At 62.7% G+C, this 22,288-nt stretch carries 24 protein-coding genes; 17 read left to right on the top strand and 7 right to left on the bottom strand.

Translation table 11 applies throughout. The annotated features are described in order from the left end of the window. Position 1 precedes the first annotated feature (1 nt). Positions 2-1,399, bottom strand: coding sequence for a DUF1254 domain-containing protein (locus JHL16_RS16675; protein ID WP_200186006.1), 1,398 nt, complete (start codon positions 1,397-1,399; stop codon positions 2-4). Between the two features lie 168 nt (positions 1,400-1,567). On the opposite strand from JHL16_RS16675, the gene JHL16_RS16670 reads away from it, so the two are divergent. Beyond that, positions 1,568-2,224, top strand: coding sequence for a hypothetical protein (locus tag JHL16_RS16670; protein WP_200186005.1), 657 nt, complete (start codon positions 1,568-1,570; stop codon positions 2,222-2,224). A gap of 13 nt (positions 2,225-2,237) precedes the next feature. After that, positions 2,238-2,369: a hypothetical protein gene (locus tag JHL16_RS35265; protein ID WP_281436018.1), complete on the top strand. Its 132-nt coding sequence runs from the start codon at positions 2,238-2,240 to the stop codon at positions 2,367-2,369. A gap of 41 nt (positions 2,370-2,410) precedes the next feature. On the opposite strand, the gene JHL16_RS16665 is transcribed toward JHL16_RS35265, so the two are convergent. Then, positions 2,411-2,899 carry a hypothetical protein gene (locus JHL16_RS16665; RefSeq protein WP_200186004.1) on the bottom strand — a complete coding sequence of 163 codons (489 nt, stop codon included), beginning with the start codon at positions 2,897-2,899 and terminating at the stop codon, positions 2,411-2,413. A 248-nt stretch (positions 2,900-3,147) separates the two neighbouring features. Between JHL16_RS16665 and JHL16_RS35260 the strand changes: the two genes are divergently transcribed. The 7 genes from JHL16_RS35260 to JHL16_RS16640 all read left to right on the top strand — a co-directional run bounded on the left by JHL16_RS35260 (position 3,148) and on the right by JHL16_RS16640 (position 7,683). Further along, complete coding sequence (locus tag JHL16_RS35260; RefSeq protein WP_281436017.1) at positions 3,148-3,273, top strand: hypothetical protein; 126 nt, start codon at positions 3,148-3,150, stop codon at positions 3,271-3,273. Positions 3,274-3,346: 73 nt separating this feature from the next. Then, positions 3,347-4,873 carry a PAS domain S-box protein gene (locus JHL16_RS16660; RefSeq protein WP_200186003.1) on the top strand — a complete coding sequence of 509 codons (1,527 nt, stop codon included), beginning with the start codon at positions 3,347-3,349 and terminating at the stop codon, positions 4,871-4,873. A 70-nt stretch (positions 4,874-4,943) separates the two neighbouring features. Continuing rightward, complete coding sequence (locus JHL16_RS16655) at positions 4,944-5,123, top strand: hypothetical protein (protein ID WP_200186002.1); 180 nt, start codon at positions 4,944-4,946, stop codon at positions 5,121-5,123. Positions 5,124-5,150: 27 nt separating this feature from the next. Further along, a complete protein-coding gene (locus JHL16_RS35255) occupies positions 5,151-5,282 on the top strand; it encodes a hypothetical protein (RefSeq protein ID WP_281436016.1) in 132 nt (43 codons plus the stop codon). 13 nt (positions 5,283-5,295) lie between these two features. Continuing rightward, complete coding sequence (locus tag JHL16_RS16650; RefSeq protein ID WP_200186001.1) at positions 5,296-6,195, top strand: hypothetical protein; 900 nt, start codon at positions 5,296-5,298, stop codon at positions 6,193-6,195. A 122-nt stretch (positions 6,196-6,317) separates the two neighbouring features. After that, complete coding sequence (locus JHL16_RS16645; protein ID WP_200186000.1) at positions 6,318-7,328, top strand: DNA topoisomerase IB; 1,011 nt, start codon at positions 6,318-6,320, stop codon at positions 7,326-7,328. Between the two features lies 1 nt (position 7,329). Next, positions 7,330-7,683, top strand: coding sequence for a hypothetical protein (locus JHL16_RS16640; RefSeq protein ID WP_200185999.1), 354 nt, complete (start codon positions 7,330-7,332; stop codon positions 7,681-7,683). A 293-nt stretch (positions 7,684-7,976) separates the two neighbouring features. Here the strand turns inward: JHL16_RS16640 and map are convergent, their stop codons facing one another. From map to JHL16_RS16625, 3 genes are read right to left on the bottom strand one after another with little or no spacing between them, the layout of a single operon-like run. Next, positions 7,977-8,726 carry a type I methionyl aminopeptidase gene (gene map / locus JHL16_RS16635; protein WP_200185998.1) on the bottom strand — a complete coding sequence of 250 codons (750 nt, stop codon included), beginning with the start codon at positions 8,724-8,726 and terminating at the stop codon, positions 7,977-7,979. Further along, complete coding sequence (locus JHL16_RS16630; RefSeq protein WP_348647224.1) at positions 8,723-9,649, bottom strand: arginase family protein; 927 nt, start codon at positions 9,647-9,649, stop codon at positions 8,723-8,725. Before JHL16_RS16630 ends, map begins: the two co-directional genes overlap by 4 nt. Before the next feature lie 21 nt (positions 9,650-9,670). Then, positions 9,671-11,509, bottom strand: a complete 1,839-nt coding sequence (locus JHL16_RS16625; RefSeq protein WP_200185997.1) for a sensor histidine kinase — start codon at positions 11,507-11,509, stop codon at positions 9,671-9,673. 132 nt (positions 11,510-11,641) lie between these two features. Between JHL16_RS16625 and hemH the strand changes: the two genes are divergently transcribed. From hemH to JHL16_RS16610, 3 genes are all read left to right on the top strand, one after another. Then, entirely contained in the window at positions 11,642-12,670 is a 1,029-nt protein-coding gene (gene hemH, locus JHL16_RS16620; RefSeq protein ID WP_200185996.1) for a ferrochelatase, read from the top strand. A gap of 89 nt (positions 12,671-12,759) precedes the next feature. Next, the gene (locus JHL16_RS16615; protein WP_200185995.1) at positions 12,760-13,749 is read left to right on the top strand and encodes an SPFH domain-containing protein; all 990 of its coding nucleotides are present in this window, start codon (positions 12,760-12,762) and stop codon (positions 13,747-13,749) included. A gap of 17 nt (positions 13,750-13,766) precedes the next feature. Next, positions 13,767-14,216: an NfeD family protein gene (locus tag JHL16_RS16610; protein ID WP_200185994.1), complete on the top strand. Its 450-nt coding sequence runs from the start codon at positions 13,767-13,769 to the stop codon at positions 14,214-14,216. 270 nt (positions 14,217-14,486) lie between these two features. Here the strand turns inward: JHL16_RS16610 and JHL16_RS16605 are convergent, their stop codons facing one another. Continuing rightward, positions 14,487-15,494 (bottom strand): KpsF/GutQ family sugar-phosphate isomerase, encoded by a 1,008-nt coding sequence (locus tag JHL16_RS16605; RefSeq protein WP_200185993.1) that lies wholly within the window; start codon positions 15,492-15,494, stop codon positions 14,487-14,489. Between the two features lie 206 nt (positions 15,495-15,700). On the opposite strand from JHL16_RS16605, the gene JHL16_RS16600 reads away from it, so the two are divergent. After that, a complete protein-coding gene (locus JHL16_RS16600; protein ID WP_200185992.1) occupies positions 15,701-16,975 on the top strand; it encodes an outer membrane beta-barrel protein in 1,275 nt (424 codons plus the stop codon). A 65-nt stretch (positions 16,976-17,040) separates the two neighbouring features. Here JHL16_RS16600 and galU read toward each other — a convergent pair whose 3' ends face one another. After that, positions 17,041-17,931: a UTP--glucose-1-phosphate uridylyltransferase GalU gene (galU, locus tag JHL16_RS16595; RefSeq protein WP_200185991.1), complete on the bottom strand. Its 891-nt coding sequence runs from the start codon at positions 17,929-17,931 to the stop codon at positions 17,041-17,043. 127 nt (positions 17,932-18,058) lie between these two features. Between galU and galE the strand changes: the two genes are divergently transcribed. The 4 genes from galE to JHL16_RS16575 all read left to right on the top strand — a co-directional run bounded on the left by galE (position 18,059) and on the right by JHL16_RS16575 (position 22,224). Next, positions 18,059-19,051, top strand: coding sequence for a UDP-glucose 4-epimerase GalE (gene galE, locus JHL16_RS16590; RefSeq protein ID WP_200185990.1), 993 nt, complete (start codon positions 18,059-18,061; stop codon positions 19,049-19,051). 85 nt (positions 19,052-19,136) lie between these two features. Then, a complete protein-coding gene (locus JHL16_RS16585; protein ID WP_200185989.1) occupies positions 19,137-20,345 on the top strand; it encodes a lytic murein transglycosylase in 1,209 nt (402 codons plus the stop codon). Between the two features lie 10 nt (positions 20,346-20,355). Continuing rightward, positions 20,356-21,336, top strand: a complete 981-nt coding sequence (locus JHL16_RS16580) for an SGNH/GDSL hydrolase family protein (RefSeq protein WP_200185988.1) — start codon at positions 20,356-20,358, stop codon at positions 21,334-21,336. Positions 21,337-21,540: 204 nt separating this feature from the next. Next, positions 21,541-22,224, top strand: coding sequence for a methyltransferase family protein (locus JHL16_RS16575; protein ID WP_200185987.1), 684 nt, complete (start codon positions 21,541-21,543; stop codon positions 22,222-22,224). Positions 22,225-22,288: the final 64 nt, after the last annotated feature.

The raw sequence follows: 22,288 nt of genomic DNA, 5'->3' as shown, positions 1-22,288 counted from the left end.
TTCAGCGAACCCTCTCGGCGTCGGGCAGTTTCCAGCTCTTGTCGAAAAGCGGCTTCTCCGGCCCGTAGAGCCTGAACATCAGTTCGAACTTGCGCTTGGGATCGGTCGGTACCCAATTCGCGTCCTTGCCTTTCGGTGGCTTGGGGCCGAAGAAAACGTCGACGGATCCATCGGCATTCTTGGCGACTCCGGGGCTGATCGAGGCGACGCTGGCTTTCGTCATGTTCCGCACCAGCGCGTGAGTCTCGCGATCATAGACCGTCACCGACCAATATTGCTTGACCGGCGCCTTTGCCGGCACGTGCAGGCGATAGGAAGCCTTGCCGTCGAAGACGCGGCCGTCCTTGTCCTTGTTGGTCAGCAGGTAGAATTGCGCGGTACCCAAGCGTTTGATGCCAGTGAAGCCGAGCGTATAGGTGACGCCGCGCGCATCAACCGGATAGGCGTCGGGATCCGAGTATCCGCCTTGCGCGCCCTTGACTATTTCCGGCATGGCGGCGGGAAACCATCGGATTCCCTCATTGATGACGGGAAAGCCGTCTTCATAGCGCTGTGCGAGAAAGGCGTGCGCTTCGCGCGCCGCCTTGTCGAGCAGGCCCTTGGTCTTGGCGTCGGGCTTGAAGGGCTTGCCCTTCTCGATCCCGAGGGTCCGCAACTGATCGATCATGGCGCGATCGCGGTCGAGCCAGGGCTCGGTCTGCACGATACGGTAGAGATTGTCGAAGAAGCTCGCATCATAGCGGATGGTGGAGTCGAACAGGGTGTCATAGGCATCGGAAAAGTTCGTCGCGGGCGGGTTCGCCGCCTGCGCCAGCGGATAGATCCTGACGCGCTGGCCATAGGCGACCGATTTGGCGATATCGGCGTCGCCATGGCTGGGGAGATTGGAGCGTAAGAGCGCGAAGCCGCTGAACGTGTCCGATTGAAGGACGATATAGCCATCCGGCGGCGTGCCTTGATGGCCGGGCGGCAGGATCAGATATTTGCCGCCCTTGCCCTTGTCGGCGCCTTCGGGGCCGGCATCCTCGAGCGGCATCTGCCAGACAGTGACGATATTGCCGGCGATCGACCCGCCTTCCGCCGGTGGGATTTCGATAACGATCGGCCCGTCCTTCACGTTCCAGAAGGACATGAGATAGATGGCGTCCGGATTGGGCGTCAGCGTCTGGTTCTTCCAGTTCACCGGCCGCGACCAATAGACGATCTCATTCGTTTTGGCCGTGGTTTTCCTGAGCATTTCCTGCAGCATCAGGTCGGTATTGACCGCCGGCATGCCCCAGATGACGGCCTCAACGGCGCGCCGCTCGACGGCGCGGCGGGCTAGGTCGTCGGATGAAGCGGCCTCGGTATTGGTGGCCAAAGCGCACAGCATCAGGACCGTCAGAAGCAATCTCGTCATGGCCTGTCTCCACATTCCGGTTTCGGGAAGTGTGCGACATGCCCTGGGGGGAATCGAGTTGGACCAAGGGGCAAGGTCCAATTTCCCTGGCGACCGAAATCTTACGTAAAATTATGTGAAGGAACGGAGCGGGTGGTGGGGGCTTTCCCCTCTCGAAAGGAGACCTTCATGAAGAATTTTCTGACGACAACGACGCTGGCCACCGCATTCATCCTGGGAACTCTGGGGGCCGGTTCCGCCATGGCGCAGGATGCCCAGCCTCCAACCAAGGAATGTGTGGGTGACCAATGCCCCAGCGGCGCCATGGGCGGCAATAAGGAGGCTATTCCCGATCAGGCCGTACCGCGGAAGCGCCTGAAGGCGCCCGAAGAAAACGATCAGATGCAAGGCAAACGGAAGATGCCGGAAGGCAACCAGGTCGAGGATCAGACGAACGATCAGGTCATGCCGCGCAAGAAGAGGGTTGGGAGCGGCCAGCAGGATGACGACAATGTGGACGTGCGGACGCGGACACGCGTCGGCGAAGGCAAATGGCGCTTCGATCCGAGCCGCCATGACCGGCGCCGCAGCAAGACCGCCAGCTTCCGCTTCTATTATGGAGGCTATTGGTATCCGCAGCCCTATTGGGAAGTCTACAGTGTCGGTCCGCGCTATCGCATCAGCTGCGGTGAAGGCCGCGGCATCGTCGCCGAACGCTTCAACCGCGTCCGGGTCATCGAATGCAACGGCGGCACCTACACCTATCTTGGCCACCGGTCGGGTGACACCTATCGCATTCTGCTGAATGCGCGCACTGGCCGGATCGTCGGCCGCACACTCATCTGACGCGTATAGACACGTGTCGGTTCCTCAGAAGGCGGCGGCCAGGGCAGGACGGTCATTCCTGTTCTGGACGCTGGTCGGTCTCATCGCGGCGGTGATCGCGGCGCTCACCATTGCCGGTCTCTTGATGAAGGCTGTGTTGGGCTGAAGGAATGCCGGGCAGCGAGAGTTCCTCTCGCTGCCCGCTTGTCATGGCGTGGTCAGATTCTGCAAATCCAGCAAGCCGCCCTCCAGCGCATCGCTGGCGGCGTCCCCTACCGAGGGCAGGACATCGATCACGTCGATCACATCCGCGGCGAGGTCGAGCCAGAAGGGAATCGCCTCGAGCTTGTCGTTGAGTTCCTTGGCTTCGGGAATGAACTGGCCGATCTCGGCCAGCGGCCGGCCGGAGCGGGCGATCTGCTGGCGCCGCGTGCCCGACATCGGCACCTTCTCGGCAATGCTCAGCACATCGACGGCCCACCGGCGCTCGGCCACGCTGGTGCTCGGTTTCTTGAGCAGGATCATGGCGAATTCGACGCTCTTTTTGTCGAGGCCGCCGACAGTCTTGAGGCGGGCCAACTCGGCGGCGCTTTGCTTCTGGATGTTGATGGTCCAGATCGCGGCGCAGATCGAAATGAAAGCGGCCAGAATGCTCACGATGAGTCCGGTGCGCTGCCAGTCGGATAATCTGCTCATGCCTTGACTCAAGTTCCCCAAGTGGTCGTTTAAAGTTTAGGGCGGCATATCCAGCTTTTTCCGGCATGTCCAGTCTGAGCAGCACTAAGGTTGATCTCGCGGCAACCGTAAAGCGAATAGACATTGGCCCATGGTCCAACTCGCTTATTTCACAGCGAGCTTGGACAAGCGAAGTACGGGCGGCATCACGGAGACAAAGGAGCGCATCCCATGCAGGTGCATTCTGGAGTTGGCCCGGCGGTGCGGCCATGAGCAGAGTTCCCCGCCGGTCAAAAAGCATCGCACCGGCTTTGATGACGGGTGCCGTCCTCATGGCCGGCGGCGCCGTCGCCTGGTCGGCGATGGTCTGGCTCGCGCTGCGAATCTGGAATTGACCGGCGCCATAATTTCCCTGTTCACGTCACGTCGGTATTGCTAGCGTCGCCGCCACGCCTGGAGGGGCGCGAGGTGACCGATACGAAAGTGACAGCTGCCGACAGTCGTATGTCCGACCTGCCGGCGGAACGCATGTTCAAGCGGCGAGCTTTCTATCGCCTCATCGACCGGTTGTATCGGGCGCCCTCACTGCCGGAGGTGTATGAAGCCACGCTGGATGCGATCACCGAGCTGCTCGGCTGCGGCAAAGCCTCCATTCTTCGCTTCGACAAGAGCGGCGTCATGCGCTTCGTGGCCTGGCGAGAGCTGTCGGACGGTTACCGGCAAGCGGTCGACGGACATTCACCCTGGCGCATGGGCGAGCCCGACCCCGACCCCATCTTCGTCGCCGACATCGCAAAGGCCGGAGAGGCCCGGAACCTCATGCCGGTTCTCCGTCAGGAGGGCATCCAGGCGCTGGCTTTCATTCCCGTGACGCTTAACCGGGCGACGGTCGGCAAGCTCATGTTCTATCACGCGGCACCGCATGATTTCGACGAGGAGGAGCGCGAAGTCGCGCTGATCCTCGCGCGCCAGCTCAGTTTCAGCATCGAGCGGCTTGCCGCCGACATGGCGGCCGGCCGGCTCATGGCGCTTATCGAGTCCTCGGACGACGCCATCATCTCCAAGAACCTGGATGGCGTCATTCAAAGCTGGAATCGCGGTGCCGAGCGTCTCTTCGGCTATAGCGCCGAAGAGACGGTTGGCCGTCCGGTCACGCTTCTCATTCCGACGGACCGGCTCGAGGAGGAAACCTCCATCCTCAGCCGCATTCGCAAGGGCGAGCGGGTCGATCATTATGAAACGGTGCGCCGGCGCAAGGACGGGACGCTCGTCCATGTCTCCCTCACCGTGTCTCCGATCATCGACGCGCGCGGCAACATCCTGGGCGCCTCGAAGATCGCCCGCGACATCACCGAACGACAGCGCGCCCTTGAGCGTCAGCAGCTGCTGCTGCGCGAGATGAACCACCGGGTGAAGAATCTCTTTGCGGTGACGAGCAGCATCATCAATCTCAATTCTCGCTCCGCCACCTCCGCGGCCGATCTCGCGACGGCGGTCACCAACCGCCTCAATGCGTTGAGCCGGGCCCATTCCCTGACCATGGTGGTGAACGAAGCCGCCGAGAATGCCAACGACATGGGCGTGACACTGCACGGCCTCGCCGAGGCTATACTCAGCCCCTATGAGGGGCGCTCGCGGATAAACGTCGCCGGCGACGACCTGACCATCACCGGCAAATCGATCACGCCCGTGGCACTGCTTCTGCATGAATTCGCGACCAATGCCGCGAAATATGGCAGCCTCTCCAATGAGACGGGCCGCGTCGATATCGTCTTCGCGCTCGATGGTGAGAAGGTCGAAATCCTGTGGCGCGAGACCGGTGGGCCGCCGCCACCGGCCGACAGCGAAACCGGCTTCGGCAGCCGTCTGGTCGAAGCCAGCGCCCTCCAGTTGGGTGGGCGGGTGGAACGTCAGTGGAGCGCCGACGGCCTGATCATCAGGCTTGAAATATCGCGTCCGCTTCTCGAAGCCAGCGCCGACGCCGCCAAAAGCTGAGCTGTCGCATTTTTTGGAACCAAACCGCCCCGAGCGGCATTGTCCCGTCCGTATCGGGAGGAGAAGCGACTTGCCGACCAGGCGCAAACTGGCACCGAAGGCTTCGCGGCTGACGCAGCAGATCAAGCGAGCGAAGGAACTTGCGCGCATATCGGTGGGACCGGTCGCCGAGCTCTATGCGCTTCACGCCGAGATCTGCGAAAAGAAGCGCAAGACCGCGAAGAAGGGGTCGACGAGTTCCACACTTTAGGCGCCCCGCGGCCTTTCCTTCCGAAAGTTGGAACTTCGTGATCGCCTCGTCCGTTGTCTGGATATTCCCAAGGCGAGGTGTCTCATGAACCAGATCATCTATCTCATCGGCCTCATCGTCGTCATCATGGCGATTCTTTCGTTCCTCGGCTTGCGCTGAAGGGAGAAAACCCATGTCAGTTCACGATTCCGGGCCCGAAGTGGCCGTCGTCGAAACGACGATCAATACCGAACGCTCCTCGGTGGATTGGGGCGCCGTCATTGCCGGCGCCGTGATCGCGGCGGCAATCTCCTTCGTTCTTTTTACCTTCGGGGCTGCTGTAGGTCTTTCCATCACCTCACCATATCCGGCGGAAAGTGTGTCGGCCGTGACCTTCGCGCTCGTGCTCGGTCTGTGGATCGTTCTGGTGACGGTGATGAGTTTTCTGGCCGGAGGATATTTCACCGGCCTCCTGATGCAGAGACGGGCCGCCGGCGATCATGAAACCGAGATGCGCGATGGCATGCACGGTGTGCTCGCCTGGGGCTTCGGCGTGTTGATCGGTGCCGTCATCACCGCTTTCACCATCGCGGGTCCGGCCAGGAGCGGCGCCGATGTGGCCGCCAATGTCGCCGGTACCGCCCTCGCGGGCGCCGATCGAACGCCGGTTGCCTATTATGCCGATCTCCTGTTGCGCAGTGATCGTCCGGAAGCCGTGGCACCGGCCGAGACCGAGGCGCGCCGTGGCGAGGCCGCGCGTATCCTGGCGCGTTATCCCACCGGTGAAGTCGAGACGAAGGACCGCGCCTATCTCAACCAGCTGGTGATGCGCCAGACCGGCCTTGCCGAGGCTGAGGCCACGACGCGCGTCGATACGGCTCTTTCCGATCTGCGTAGCATGGTGACCCAGGCACGCGATGCGGCGGAAAAGGCGCGGAAATTCGCGTTGTTCCTCGGCTTTGCCGTCGCCGGCGCGCTGGCGGTCGCGGCCGCCGCCGCCTGGTGGGCGGCGGTGCAGGGCGGCGAGCATCGCGACCAGAATGTCGATCTTAGGCCCTATATCGGCTGGCGGCGCGAAGCGCGTCTTCGTTAGCAAATTTTGAGCTCGTGCATAGTGCCGGGACCTGGCCACGGATCGGGGCTGGGTTTCGTGCGTTATTGCGCTGACGCAACAGCCAATGCGGAACCGGAATCGCCATTCGGCGTTAGGTCACCATGTCGATCTGGGATGACTCTCCTTTACCGCCCGCGCAACTGAGAAAGGCTGATATCGAGGCCTTTCCGATCCGGCGCGCCCGCCCCGGGCGGATCAGGCATGTCGCCAATGGCAAATCCAGACCGATCAGCGCCCGCGATGCGGCGCGCATCGCCAAACTCGTCATACCTCCGGCCTGGCGCGATGTCCGCATCAGCGCCGATCCGCGCAGTCACATCCAGGCGGTGGGCCGGGACGACGCCGGACGGCGTCAATATATCTACCATCCCGATTGGGAGATCGTTCGTAACGGCGTAAAAGCCCGCAGGCTCAGCCGGCTGATCGCTGTGCTGCCGCGCATCAGACGCAAGATAGCGCGCGATCTCGATGGCGATGCTGACGAACGCGTTCTCGCCACCGCCGCCCGCTTGGTGGATCGCCTGTGCTTGCGGGCCGGACATGAGGAATATGCAGGAGAGGAAAGCGGCCGGGGCGTGGCCACGCTGTTGCGAAAGCACGTTACCGTCTCAGGGTCGGAGATCTCTTTCGATTTTCCGGGCAAAGGCAGGAAACATATCCAGGCCAGCCTCGCCGACGACAAATGTGCGCGCAATATCGGGCAAATGAAAGAAGTGCGCGGCCGGCGCCTGTTCAAGCTGAAGGCCGGCAAAGGCTATAGGAACATGACGGCCGGCGATCTCAATCGTTACCTCGTCCACATAGCGGGCGCGAAGATCTCGGCCAAGGATTTCAGAACGCTGCGGGCGTCCGCCGTGGCTCTTGAGCGCCTCGCCGGCCATGCGGGTGATTCCATATCGGAGAAGCGCCGCCTGCTCGTGACAGTTGCCAGGGAGGTCAGCGGCCTCCTGGCCAATACGCCGGCGGTGACGCGCAAGAGCTATATTCACGCGGAGATCATCGAGCATTATGAAAGCGGTCGGTTGATCGACCAGGCTGGCCGATCTCTCTACAGATGCAGTAAGGCGGAAGCGCGGCTCGACAGATTTCTCCGAACCGCTCGCCGCAGGTGAAGTGGAATTAGCGCGCCTGCTCGTGATCGAGAAGGGCGCGCTGCTGGCTTCTGATCTCGACGAGCCGGTTCAGGCGCTCGGAAATCCTTCGGAGGTCGAGATAACCGTCCACGACGACTCCATCGCGATCGGCACCACCGATAACGGCTTTGCCGAAGCCCACATCTTCTATCAACGTCAAGAGATCAGCACGTGTGATGAGGTTCGATTTCATGTGTGGCAACGCTTCCTCCCCAGTCAGATGCGGAGCCTAAACGCAGCCGGTGAAGTTTCGTTCCAATGGAACCCGGACAATTCCAACGAGACAAAGGAATCGGTACTTTTTCGGGGAACCATTGCACCGGACCGAGCTTGATCTCATGCCCCCCGGACTCCCCGCGGGGAAACGAACGGCCCGTCACAGATTGCCGTCCCTTGGTGGCGGGCCGTTTTCTTTCACGTCAGGTGAAGAGTTCCGATAAAAGCGGCTCGCCACGAGGGACGGCGATGCTCCGTGACGAGCCGCTCCGCTTTCGGCTGCTCAAGAGACCGAAAGCTCAAGGAGAAGTCCGGCAGTATCTCATATGCCACAGCCCTATCGAAGTTGGACTTTGGGGCATGCGGGCGATCGCCAGCGCTATAATTGAACGCTGCTCCAACTACCGGGAGCTATCCCGGCAAGGTAACGACAAGCGGTCCATTGGGCATCGCCACAACCGTGTGCTCATATTGCACTGTCGGCGCCGAGGGCGTGCTCAGGAGAGTCCACGGGTCTTCGCCATCCTCGGCCCATTCGGCGCCGAGCGACAGGAAGGGCTCGACCGTGAAGACGAGTCCCTTGGTCATGACGCGGCGTTCCGAAGAATCCGGCCAGGTCGCGATTTCCTTCGGTTCCTCATGCAGCGAATGGCCGACGCCGTGGCTGGCAAGATTGCGGATCAGCGTATAGCGGTTGCGGCGCGCGAAATCGCCGATCGCCATGCCGATGCCGGCCAAGGGCTTTTCGGCCTCGACCTGACGGATGCCGGCCCACAAAGCGCGCCGTCCGTCGCGGCACAGGCGCTCGATGTTCCTGGCCGCAGGCGGCACGGCGAAAGAGGCTCCGGTGTCGGCGAAGACGCCGCCCTTCTCGGCCGAGACGTCGATATTGATCAGGTCGCCTCTGGCGATCCGGCGGTTTCCGGGAATGCCATGCGCGATTTCCTCATTGATGCTGATGCAGGTCGCGCCGGGGAAATCATAACACAGTTCCGGCGCCGGCCTGGCGCCCGCCTTCTCCAGAAGCCGCCGGCCGATGAAGTCGAGCTCGGCCGTGGTCATTCCCGGCTCGATGGCGGCGCCCATGGCTTCGAGCGTGTCGGCGACGATACGGCCGATGTCCTTGAGCCGGGTCAGCTCTTCTTCGTTCGAGATCGTCATCCCGCTTTCCGATTGGCGAGGCTGCCGATCACATTGCAGATGATGCGCGCCGCAGTGAAGGCGCCGATGCCGTCGCGATCGTTCTTCGGCACGAATTCGATGAGATCGAAGCCGGCGAGCCTGGCTTTGGCGATTGCGCCCTGGATGAGGCGCGTCACCTGCGTGTGGGTGAGGCCGCCGGTCGAGGGATAGGCCACCGCCGGCATGATCGACCAGTCGAGGCCGTCGCAATCGAGCGTGATGAGGAGGGGCGAGCCGGCCTTGATATGGGTCAGCGCCGCGGCGATGCCCTTTTCATGGATCGTGGCCGCGGTGATGAGCTTGGCGCCCCAGGCTTCGGCGTCGCGCACTTCCTGCTCGCGCGCCGAACCCATGCCGCGCATGCCCACCTGGATGATTTTGCCCACATGCGACATTTCAGAAGCGCGGCGCATGGTGCTGGAGAAGCCCAGGGGCTCGCCATAACGCTCCTGGCGCCAGTCGATATGCGCGTCGATCTGCAGGATGGTCAGCGGCCCGTGGTCGGAAAAGGCCTGGATGAACGGAATGGGGGTCGAGTCATCCCCGCCGATCATGATCGGAACCGCGCTTTGGGCAAGGATGCCGCGCGTGCACGCCTCGATCGTTTTGCGGTTCTTGGCGCCCTGCTTCGACTGGGTTTCGAGATCGCCCAGATCGACGAGGCGATATTGGCCGTTCCTGCCGAGCAACGGTCCGCCGAAATCGAAATCCCAGGAATCGAGGAAGGCGGCGTCGTTCTTCAGCGCCTTGCGCAGAATGCCGGGGGCTTGCTCATAGGGGCGATTGTCGATGCCCTTATAGGGTGTGCCGTGCGGTGCGCCGAATAAAGCGGCCTGGGCATTTTTGGCGGACGCCGCGACGCGGCTGCCGAGAAAGGGGATGCGGGGCTTGTTCATGGTCATGTTCCCCTATCCCATAGGGTGTCAGCGGGCGCCAGAGCTTTCCTCGGGCGCGGCCTCATCGGTCACTACAGGTTGCGGCCATTTCACCCGGACCGGCGGCAGGATGAAACGGGCGGTCGTACCGTCGTCCAGGACGCTGTCGAGCACGACATCGCCATCGTGCATGCGCGCGATCTTGCGGGCGATCGCCAGCCCGAGGCCGATGCCGCCATGGCGGCGCGACGAAGAGGCGTCGCCCTGCTCAAAAGGCTCGAAGACACGCTCGAGGTCGTCTGGCGCGATGCCGATGCCGTTGTCCTCGATGACGAAGGCAAGGCCGCCATCCGGCTGGTGCTCGATCCACAAAGCTATGGCGTTGCCGGGCCGTGAGAATTTGATCGCATTGGTGACGAGATTGATGAGCACCTGGCGGATGCGGGTGATGTCGCCTTCGATCTCGGCGGTATTTTCGAGATCGGCCGACAAGGGAATGTCGGCCGCCTTCGCCTGCTCGCGGCACATCTTATAGGCGACTTCGAGGATCTCGGCGGCGTCCATCTCCTGCTCGACCAGATGCAGCGTGCCGCGCTCGATGCGGGTGACATCGAGGATGTCGGCGATGATGTTGCGCAGATGGGTGCTGCTCTGCAGGATCGTCGCGGCATATTCGGCATAGACGGGACTGCCGAGCGGTCCCTCGCGCTGGGCGATGAGCATCTCGGAAAAGCCGACAATGGCGTTGAGCGGCGTCTTCAGCTCGTGGCTGGTGACGGCGAGGAACTGCGACTTGGCGGTCGAGGCGCGCTCGGCCGCTTCCTTGGCGGTGATGAGGTCGAGCTGGGCCCGGCGCTCGAGCGAGATGTCGCGGATCACGCCGCGATAGCCGAGGAATTCCTGCGCATGGCCCCAGAGCGGCTGCGCGGTGAGCATCCACCAGTCGGTCCGGGTGGTTCGTCTCACCTCCAGGCACAGGCCGTCGATGGTCTGGCGGTTGCCGCACAGCAGTGTGAAATCCGACCAGCCCTGGTCGGTCGGCGAGGCGCCGGCCGCTTCCTGCAATGTCCGGCCGAGGAGAAGCTTCGACGTGCCGAGGAGGCTCGGCAGACGGTCCGAGAAATAGATGAGCTTTCCCTCATCATCGGTCTCCCACAGGAGATCGCTGGAGCAGACCTCGAAATCCTTGAGCAGAAGAGCGAGGAACTCGCTCTGACGGTTCATGTGGTAGTTGTCGGCGGCGCGCCGCATCAGCGTGCGGTTGAGGGCCACGCTCATCAGCGACATCAGGAAGGCGACGGCGACGGCGATGAAACCCAACAGCAGATCGACGTCCTCGCCACGCCGGATCTGGCTCACGAACAGAGCCCCGCTCACCACGGCGGCGAAGGTGATCGAGGCCAAAGGCAGCCGGGTCAAGGCGAAGGCGCCGGTCACCGCGGTGATGAAGCACACACCAAGGACCACATGCTGGGCTTCGACCGGAATGGCCGGCATGAGCTCGAGAGTGGGAAAGGCCCAGAGCAGGGCGAAGGCGAGGCTCCCCGCCTCGATAGCGGTGACGGTGCGGCGGTTGGCGCCGGCGAAATTGCGGTTGTGGAACCAGGAATACAGCACCGTGGCGGTGAGGCCGGCCTGGCACATGGCCCAGAGATAGAGCCAGGGGCCGCCGACCGATGTCAGGGTCGACCAGACGACGACCATCACGGCGAGCGCATTGGCGCCCATGATATAGGGGCGGAACTGCGCCAAGGGCGCGATCTGCTCGGCGCGGAACCGGCTGATGTCGAATTTCGGCCTGGAGCTCATGCCGCCGAAAGAGGGCAGCGCGACGTCGCCGACGCGGCGTTCCATCTGCCCCCGTGGGACATCACTTGTCGTCGCCATGACCAAATCAGCCCGTCTCCCCCGGTCAATATATACTGTTTGAACCTATTATTTCGTCAGGGGCTTGGGGTTGCGTTAAGGTGTCACCGGTTCTTCCGCTCTGGTTAACAATCCGCTACTGCAAAGTCCATCATGCTGAACACTGCGGAGACAGGCGAAACTGCGGCCAAGGGCCAGGGCCGCATCGGCGTCCTGATCGTCAATCTGGGAACCCCGGAAGCCACGTCCTATTGGCCGATGCGGCGCTATCTGAAGGAGTTCCTGTCGGATCCCCGCGTCGTTGAGACCAACCGGCTCCTCTGGTGGTTCATTCTCAATGGCGTCATCCTCACCATCAGGCCCACGCGCAGCGGCCATGCCTATGACAAGATCTGGAACCGCGAGCGCGACGAGTCGCCACTCAAGACCATCACCCGCGCGCAGGCCGAGAAGGTCGGCCATGAGCTGGCAGGGGACGGCCCTCTCCTTGTCGACTGGGGCATGCGTTACGGCCTGCCGCCGGTGGGCGAGCGTCTCGCCGCCCTGAAGGAAGCGGGCTGCGACCGCATCCTGGTTTTCCCGCTCTATCCGCAATACAGCGCCGCGACGACGGCGACGGTGGCCGACAAGGTATCCGAGGCCATGGCGAAACTGCGCTGGCAGCCGGCATTGCGCTTCGTGCCGCCCTATTATTCGGAGGGTGCCCACATCGATGCGCTGGCGCACAGCCTCACACGCCATCTCGACACGCTCGACTGGACGCCCGACACCATTCTCGCCTCCTATCACGGCCTGCCGGAAAGTTATGTCGCGGCCGGCGATCCCTATTACGACCATTGCCGCGAGACGACGCGGCTGCTCAGAGCGAAGCTCGAGCTGCCGGAAGCGAAATTGCGCATGGTGTTCCAGTCCCGCTTCGGCAAGACGGAGTGGATCAAACCCTATGCGCAGGATACCGTCGCGGCACTGCCGGGCCAGGGCGTACACAATCTGGTGATGATCATGCCGGGCTTCGCCGCCGATTGCGTCGAGACTCTCGAGGAGGTCGCCATCGGTCTGGCCGAAACCTTCCGCGAAAATGGCGGCGAAAACTTCTCCACAGTTCCGTGTCTCAACGAATCGGATGCCTCGATCGCGATGCTCGCCGCTCTTATCCGCAAGGAATTATCGGGTTGGATATAAAGGGACTTGCGATTCAATAACTTGTCCCTATGTTAACCCGCTGAAGAGGGCGCTTGACTAGTTTCCTAGTTTGAGAGTGGAGCGGCGATATGTTCGAAGGCGCTGGTATTGCAGTCATAATTCTCCTGGCCGTGGTTCTGTTCGGCCTGTTGCGGTCGATCCGGATGGTGCCGCAAGGCTCCAATTACACGGTCGAGCGTTTCGGCCGTTACATCCGCACCTTGCCCCCCGGCCTCGGCGTCATCGTGCCGTTCTTCGACCGCATCGGACACAAGCTCAGCATGATGGAGCGGGTGCTCGACGTGCCGAGCCAGGAAGTCATCACCCGCGACAACGCGATGGTGAAAGTCGACGGCGTCGCCTTCTTCCAGGTCATCGACGCCGCCAAGGCGGCCTATGAAGTGCAGAATCTCGAACACGCCATTCTCAATCTGGTGATGACGAATATCCGCACCGTGATGGGCTCGATGGATCTCGACAGCCTTCTGTCGCAGCGCGACGAGATCAACCACCGCCTGCTCGGCGTGGTCGACCAGGCGACGACGCCCTGGGGCATCAAGATGAACCGCATCGAGATCAAGGACATCAGCCCGCCGCGCGACCTCGTCGACGCCATGGCGCGGCAGATGAAGGCCGAGCGTGACAAGCGCGCCACCGTGCTCGAGGCGGAAGGTCAGCGTCAGTCGCAGATCCTGCGCGCCGAAGGCGAGAAGACATCGGTGGTGCTCGAGGCCGAAGGCCGGCGCGAGGCCGCCTTCCGTGACGCCGAGGCGCGCGAGCGCGCGGCGGAAGCCGAGGCCAAGGCGACGATGCTGGTCAGCGACGCCATTGCCAGCGGCAATATCCAGGCGATCAACTATTTCGTCGCCAACAATTATGTGAAGGCCCTCGAGGCCTTGGCGACCGCACCCAACCAGAAGGTACTGATGCTGCCGATCGAGGCTTCCGCCCTCATCGGTTCCCTCGGCGGTATCGCCGAAATCGCCAAGGAGACCTTCGGCGGCGGTGACAGCGATCAGGTCGCGCCCAGGCGCCGGTCGTCGCCGCCCAGCGTTCCGCCCATTCCGCCCAAGAGCTGACGAGGAACATTCCGGCCATGCAGCAGTTCTTCCCGTTTCTCGGCGGCTGGACCTGGTGGATCATCGCCGGCCTTCTGCTGCTCGTGGAACTCGTGCTGCCCGGTGTCTTCTTCATCTGGCTGGCGCTCGCCGGCGCGGTCATCGGCGTCCTCGACATCTTCCTCGACCTGTCCTGGCAGGTCGAGATCGCGCTCTTCGCCGTCCTCTCCGTGGTGCTTGTCTATTTCGTGCGGCCGCGCTTCTCGCTGCCGGGCGGCGAGCCGAATAACCTCAATCAGCGCATGTATGGCTATGTCGGGCGCAGCTACGTGCTTGACGAGGCGATCGTCAATGGCCGCGGCAAGGTCCGCATCGACGATACGCTGTGGGTCGTGACGGGCGCCGATCGCGGCAAAGGCGAATGGGTGAAGGTCAAAGCGGTCGATGGCGCGAGCTTCGCCGTCGAGCCAGCTAACGGGCCAGGCTGAGCTTCAGTCTCTTCAACTTCCTCCCGCTTAAGGGAGCGACGCTCTTCACCTCGCCCCGCGCGAGCGGGGAGAGGGAGGGGCCCATTGCGAAGCAATGGGAAGGTGAGGGGCACCCGGTCTCTTTGCTGCAACAAATGCCGAATACATCGCGCGTCAGCTGGAAAGAAGGGTAACAGGGATGCCCTTCACCCTCCCAACGCCGATGCATTGGGCCCCTCCCTCTCCCCTCTTCGAGGGGCGAGGGGAAGCCAGCATCTTCTAGGGCCCGGCCTACTTTACGCCAAGGCGCAACAGGTCGTGGACGTGGATGAGGCCGATGGGCCGGTTCTTGTCGTCGACGACGAACAGGCTGGTGATCCTCTTGCCCGCATTCAGGAGATCGAGCGCCTCGGAGGCAAGCGTGTCGGCCGCGATGGTGCGCGGCCCGTGGGTCATCACTTCGGCCACGGTGAGATCGATGAGGTCGCGCGACATGTGACGGCGCAGGTCGCCGTCGGTCACGATGCCGATCAGCTCGCCGCTTTTGTCGTCGACAATGCCGAGGCAGCCGAAGCTCTTCTCGGTCATGGTTACCAGCGCCTCGGTCATCGGCGTCGCGGGGGCGGCCAGCGGCAGCTTATCCGCCTTGTGCATGAAGTCGTTCACATGGGTGAGGGCGGCGCCGAGCAGCCCACCCGGATGGAAGGTCTTGAACTGCGCCGCATTGAAGCCGCGGTCCTCGAGCAGCGCCAGCGCCAGCGCATCGCCCATGGCGAGCTGCAGCATCGTCGAGGTGGTCGGCGCCATGCCGATCGGGCAGGCCTCGCGGGCGTCGGGCAGGCACAGCGCCACGTCGGCGTGGCGGCACAATGTGCTCTCGGCACGGCTCGATATGCCGATCAGCTTCACATGGAAACGTTTGGCATAATCGAGCATGGCGCGCAGTTCCGCCGTCTCGCCCGAATTCGAGATCATGATGATGATGTCGTCGCGCCCGACCATGCCGAGATCGCCGTGACTGGCCTCGGCCGGATGGACGAAGAAGGATGGCGTGCCGGTCGAGGCCAGCGTCGCCGCGATCTTGCGGGCGATATGGCCGCTCTTGCCCATGCCGCTCATGACGACCCGTCCCGAGCCCTGCTTGATCAGGCGCACCGCCTCGCCGAAAGCGCGCCCCAGCGGCCCATCGAGGGCCTGGATGAGCTTGGCCATGGCCTCGCTCTCTATCGTCAGCGTGCGCTTGGCGGAGGCGATCCAGCTCCGCAGTCCCTCGGGGTCGACTTCAATAACTTTTGCCATGGGGCAATCACCTAGCTCATCCGGCGGCAACAATAAACCGGGCTCGATATCGGCCTCCGCAGGGGCGCCGTCAACCGCCCATTAACCATGTTTTCGCTAGGTTGTCAGACCAGTGAGGTGAGTTAATGGTCCGCCAGCGTTTCATATATTGCGGGATCGCGGCGGCGTTTCTCCTGAGTTGCGCGGCGCAGGCCCAGGAGTCCTCTTTGGGGCTCAGGAGCAGCCTCGATGCGTCGGATTCCCCTGAGGAAACCGAGATCACGGTGGCCAAGGCGACGACGCTCGAGGTCAATCCGCCCGACGAGCCGCCGCCGGAACCGGTCCGCAAGCGCCGCGCCGAGGATGACCCTTACGCTGCGCTCGGCCTCGATATGGGCGGCCTCACGGTCTTCCCGGTGCTGCGCGCCGGCGTCATCGCCTCCGACAATCCGGAATCGTCCAATTCCGATCGCAAGGGCGATATCGGCCTCAGGCTCCGGCCGTCCTTGCGCATCACCAGCGACTGGGTCCGGCATGAGCTTCTCGTTTCGGCGGAGGGCGACTTCATCGCCTATGACGATCGCTCCGAGAACGATTCGAACGACGCCTCGGTTCTGGCGAGGTTGAGGCTCGATATGCGCCGCTCGACCACGCTCTCGCTCGATGCCGGTTATCAGCTGTCGCAGGAAAACGGTTCCGACAGCGAGGTGCCGAATACGGCGATCGGCAACCGCACCGATCAGTCCTTCAGCCAGAATGTGGCGCTGACCCATCGTGCCGGACGCATCGCGGCCACGGCGCGTGTGGGCGCCAACTGGCAATATTACGGTGATGTGGATCTCGCCGGCGGCGGCAAGGAAGACAATGCCGACCGCGAATATGTCCAGCCCGTCGCCGCCATTCGGCTCGGCTATGAGGCGTCTCCGGTGCTCGTACCGTTCGTCGAGGCCGCCTATGAGCCGCGCATCCATTTCCAGAAACGCGATCGCAATGGTCTCGAGCGCAGTTCCGATGGATACCGTCTCGCCGCCGGTGTCGCCTTCGAGCCGTCGCCCTTGTGGTCGGGCGAGCTGGCACTCGCCTACCGGCTGCGCGACTACGAGGATCCCGATCTCGACTCGCTCGACGTGTTCGGCCTCAATGGCCGTGTGACATGGCGGCCCACCGAGCTGACGACGCTCGACCTGACGCTCGGCACCGGTCTCAACGAGACGTCGTCGGCGGATTCGAGTGGCGCGCGCAGCTATGACACGAGCCTGGGCATCACGCATGATCTGCGCGACAATCTCACCGTCAACGCCAGCGCCGGTCTCACCTACGAAGATTATCAGGGCATCGATCAGAACGAGCTGACGCTCAGGACCAATACCGGCGTCCTGTGGCGGATGAACCGCTGGATCGCCTGGACTCTCGATTACGATTTCATCTACAACGACAGCAACCTGCCGGGCGAAGACTATTACGAAAACCGCGTCACCGCCGGCATCGAAGTGCGGCGGTAGACGCGGACAGACCTCGCCCGAAGAGTCGTTCTTCGCGATCTTCCCTGCATTCTCCCTGAATCAGTCTAGAATCCGCCGGCGTCCTCGATGATGCTCTTCAACTCACGCTTGAAGGCGCCGGAGAGATCGTCGCGATCGAGGCCATAGGCGACATTGGCGGAGAGGAAGCCGATCTTGTCGCCGCAATCATAGGTCTTGCCGGCGAATTTGAGTCCGGAGAATTTCTGCCGGGCCTGCAGGCGGATCATCGCATCGGTGATCTGGATCTCGCCGCCCGTACCCGGCTCCTGTTTTTCGATCTCGGCGAAAATCTCGGGCTGCAGGATGTAGCGGCCGGAGATGATGAGATTCGAGGGGGCGACTTCACGTTTCGGCTTCTCGACCATCGCATCGATGGTGAAGGCGCGGCCGGACCAGGTGCCGGGCTTCACGACGCCATAACGATGCACATTCTCCCACGGCACTTCCTCGACCGCGATGACATTGCCGCCGCCTTGGGCCTCATAGACATCCATCATCTGGCGCAGGCAGCCGGGCTTGGCGTGGATCAGCATGTCGGGCAGGAGAAGGGCGAAGGGCTCGTCGCCGACGATGTCGCGGGCGCACCAGACCGCATGGCCGAGGCCCAAGGGTTCCTGCTGGCGGGTGAAGCTCGTCTCGCCGGCGCGGGGAAGGGACTTCGCCAGGAGCTCGATCTCGGCCGTCTTGTTACGCTGACGGAGCGTCGCCTCGAGCTCATACTGCTTGTCGAAATGGTCCTCGATGACGCCCTTGTTCCGTCCCGTCACGAAGACGAAATGCTCGATGCCCGCTTCGCGCGCCTCATCCACCACGATCTGGATGACAGGCCGATCAACGATGGTCAGCATTTCCTTTGGGACAGCCTTGGTCGCCGGCAGGAAACGTGTGCCGAGACCGGCCACCGGGAAAACTGCTTTCTTGATGCGGCGCTGCATTGTGGTTTACTCCTTGTTAAGCGTTTTCTTTGCCGATCCCGTCGAGGCGACGCATTTTTGCGCCAATTTGGGTTAAATCGTGAAGATAGAGAAGATTCCTGACGAAAGCTTGTAGAGGAGAAAAAGCATGGCCGTGTTGGTGACCGGTGGGGCAGGTTATATCGGCAGCCATATGGTCTATGCCCTCGCCGATGCGGGCGAGGATGTCGTCGTGCTCGACAACCTGACCACCGGCTTCTGGTGGGCGATAGCCCCCCAGGCCAAACTCGTCGAAGGCGATATCGGCGATGAGGCGTTGGTCGGCCAGCTCGCCAAGGACCACAAGTTCGACGCCATCATCCATTTCGCCGGTTCCATCGTCGTTCCCGAATCCGTCGCCGATCCTCTCAGCTATTATCTCAACAACACGGTGAAGACGCGCAGCCTGATCGCCGCCGCGGTGAAGGCGGGAATCCCGCGCTTCGTCTTCTCCTCGACCGCCGCCGTCTATGGCAATCCCGAGCGCGTGCCGGTGGAGGAGAATGCGGTGCTGGCGCCGATCTCACCCTACGGCTCGTCGAAGCTGATGAGCGAATGGATGCTGCGCGACAGTCATGCAGCCTATGGGCTACAATACGTGGCCTTGCGTTATTTCAACGTGGCGGGCGCCGACCCCAAGGGCCGGACCGGCCAGTCGACGCCGCGGGCCACGCATCTCATCAAGGTCGCCTGCCAGACGGTGCTGGGCGAGCGCGAGCAGATGGACATTTTCGGCAATGACTACGACACGCCGGACGGCACGTGCCTGCGCGACTATATCCATGTCAGCGATCTCGCCCAGGCGCATCTCGATGCGCTGAAGCACTTGCGCCATGGTGGGGCGAGCGGCGCCTATAATTGCGGCTATGGCCAGGGCTACAGCGTGCTCGACATCGTCAGGGCGGTCGAGAAGGCGGCCGGCAAGCCGGTCAATGCGCGCATGGCGCCGCGGCGCGCCGGCGATCCCGCCGCGATCGTCGCCGCCTCTGCCAAGATCAAGCAGGAAATGGGCTGGACGCCCAGGCACCAGGATATCGACCGCATCGTCGAAAGCGCTCTCGCCTGGGAAGATTATCTCCGCCAGCGCAACGAAGCCGCCTGAAAGGGGCCGCATTTGGCGGGTTTCCTCTCCCTCTGATATGACGTTGGGGTGGGCGAATCGGCCCGGCCCCGGGATGAGGACGTTGATGGCGAAGTTCAAATACTTGGCGGCCGTGATTCTGGCGGCGGGTCTCACCGGCATGTTGGCCTCGACGGCCTTTGCCGACGCCAAATTCGAGAGCTTTATCCAGAGCCTGTGGCCGAAGGCCAAGGCGTCCGGCATTTCGCGCGATGTGTTCGACCGCGCCTTCGCCGGCATCACTGAGCCCGATCCCACCGTGCTGAAGCTCGCCAACGAGCAGCCGGAATTCACCTCGACCACCTCGCAATATCTCGGCAAGGCGGTCACCCAGATCCGTATCGATGCCGGCCAGAGCATGAAGTCGTCCGAGGCGGATCTGCTTTCGGCGATCGAGAAGCGCTACAGGGTCGATCGCGCTGTGCTCCTCGCCATCTGGGGCATGGAAAGCAATTTCGGCAAGGACAAGGGACAGATGAGCGTCATGCGCTCGCTCGCCACCTTGCTCTATTCCGGCCGCCGCAAGGACTATGCGCGCAATCAGTATATCGCGGCGCTGAAGATCCTGCAGAGCGGCATCGTCTCGCCGCAGAATTTCACCGGCTCCTGGGCCGGCGCCATGGGGCACACGCAATTCGTGCCGACCTCCTATCTCTCCTTTGCCGTCGACTGGACCGGTGACGGCAAGAAGGACATCTGGAATTCGAGCCAGGACGCGCTCGCCTCGACGGCCAATTATCTTGCCAAGGCCGGCTGGAAGAACGATCGGCCCTGGGGCTGGGAAGTACAGCTGCCGACGAAATTCGACCGCGCGCTCATCGGCCGTTCCAATTGGCGCCCGGTCGCCGAATGGGTGAAGCTCGGTCTCAAACCCGCCCGTGGCGGCAATTTTGGCGCGCCCAAGGCGGACGCCTTCGTGATGGTGCCGCAGGGCGTCGAGGGACCGGCCTTCCTGGTGACCCGCAATTTCATGGCCATCATGGATTACAACCAGTCGCATTCCTATGCGCTGGCGGTGGGCCATCTCGCCGATCGCATCAAGGGCGGGCAGCCCTTTGTGGGTAGCTGGCCCAATGTCGATTACGACCTCACCTTCAACCAGCGCGTCGAGATCCAGACGCTGCTCTATCGCCGCGGCTTCGATCCCGGCGGCACCGACGGGCGCTTTGGTGCTCGCACCTATGAGGCCATTCTCGGCTTCCAGCACAAGACCGGCCTCAAGCTCGACGGCACGCCCACTGTGGCGCTGCTTGAGCGGCTGCGCACCGGCAGCTAGGATCATCCCGATGATCCGGCATCTCCTCATACTCATCGCGGCGGTCTTCGCCGTGGCGCTGCCGGCGGCGGCGCAGGGGACGAAATCGGACAAGCCCTATTTCGCGGCCAAGGAAGTCTACCAGCTCTTCGTGATCGGCGATTCACTCGCCGCCGGCCTGTGGTCGGGCGTGTCGCGCCAGATCGAGAATGACGACCGCATCTCGCTCAATGGACGCTACAAGGAGGATTCAGGCCTCTCGCGTCCGGAATATTACGACTGGAACGGCGCGCTGCCGAAGATCCTCGCCAGCAACAAGATCGACATCGCCATTGTGATGATCGGCTCGAATGACGCGCAGGCGATCCGCGACGGGCAGGCGCGGTATGTCTTCGACACGCCGGAATGGCGCCAAGCCTATGTGAAGCAGGTCGACCGGCTGATGGCGAGCCTCAAGGCGGCGGGCGCTGCCGTCTACTGGATGGAGATGCCTTCGATGCAGGCGGCCAAATATGATGGCGCGATGAAGGTCATCTCGTCCATTCACGAACAGCGCGCCCAGGCGGCGGGCATCCGCTTCATCGCGACGCGTGATGCCTTGTCCGACAAGGGAAAATACGCCGAATCGGGTTTTGATCCGGCGGGCGAGTTCGTGCGCATGCGCTCGCGCGACGGCGTGCATTTCCTGCGCGAAGGCAACAACAAGCTGGCCAGCCTGGTGATGGCGGCGATCAATGCCGATATCGACACGGCGGTGGCGGCTGAGCCGGCCGAGCCGCCGCCCGAAGCCGCGGTCAACCAGACGCCGCCGGGTTCGGGCCTCACCGGTGCGGAGATCCTGGCGCATGCCAAGGGTGACTTCGCCGGTCCGCTCCCACCACCCGCCGACCCGGCCATGGCGCAGCTTGCCAAGACGACGAAGCCCGGCACCGATGCCGCCCGGCTGTTCGGCCGCGGCGAGGCGGTCACGGTAAGGCCCGGCCGCTTCGATGACATGTCGGCGGCGCAATAGCTGCCTCGTATCCGGCTATTTCATTAGAATTGTCTGAGATCCGATAACCCGCGATTAACTCAGAATTGGCAAAGCCGATGGCTGGACCCAAAGGTTAAGATTTGCGTTACGCGTAGCCGTCATCAGTTTCATGTCTGCATCGGAATCCCCCGGTAAATCGGGAAAATCCGAGGAGCAGATTGACCGATGGTGGAGACGGCTGTGATGACTGAAGCGCGTGGAGTTGCGGTTGCAGAGTTTCTGGGCCGTGGCGGACTTGTCGCCTATTTTTCGTTCGCGGCGGTGGTTCAGGCGCAGTCGATCCTGCAGCTGATCGAAGCCTCGCCGGCGCCGGACAATCTGTTCCTGCAGATTCTCTCCCGTATCGCCTCACTCATGTTCCTGTCCTTGATCGTCATTCTGGCCATGTTCCGGCTCAAGCCGTCGCGGAAAGCGGAGGGCATCGAACCCCGCCTGAGCGCAATCGCGGCGACCTTTCTGATGGTGCCGATCGTCATGGTTGAAGGTGGTGCGGCATCGAAGGAGGCCACGGCGATCGGTATAAGCCTCGTCGCGCTGGGAACGGCATTGTCGGCCTATGTGCTCTTCTGGCTCGGCCGGTCCTTCAGCATCATGGCGGAGGCGCGCAAGCTCGTGGACCGAGGGCCTTATGCCATCGTCCGGCATCCGCTTTATGTGACGGAGGCGATCGCGGTGTTGGGCATGGTCATACTGCACTGGTCGTTTATCGCCGTGCTCGCTTTTGTCATCCAGTCCGCTTTGCAATTGCGGCGGATGCATAATGAGGAAAAGGTTTTGCGGGCCGCGTTCCCGGAATATGCGACCTATGCCGAGCGCACCCCACAGTGGTTCCCGATGCCGGTCGGCTGGCGGCGCCAACCAGCATAGGCGTCGCCAATCATGTGGGACATTCTCGGCCTCCAGACTCTCATCCTCGCCTTTCTGATCTTTG

It is taken from the genome of Taklimakanibacter albus (assembly GCF_016595235.1).
Classification (GTDB): domain Bacteria; phylum Pseudomonadota; class Alphaproteobacteria; order Rhizobiales; family Aestuariivirgaceae; genus Taklimakanibacter; species Taklimakanibacter albus.
This window is presented reverse-complemented; position numbering and strand designations above follow the sequence as displayed.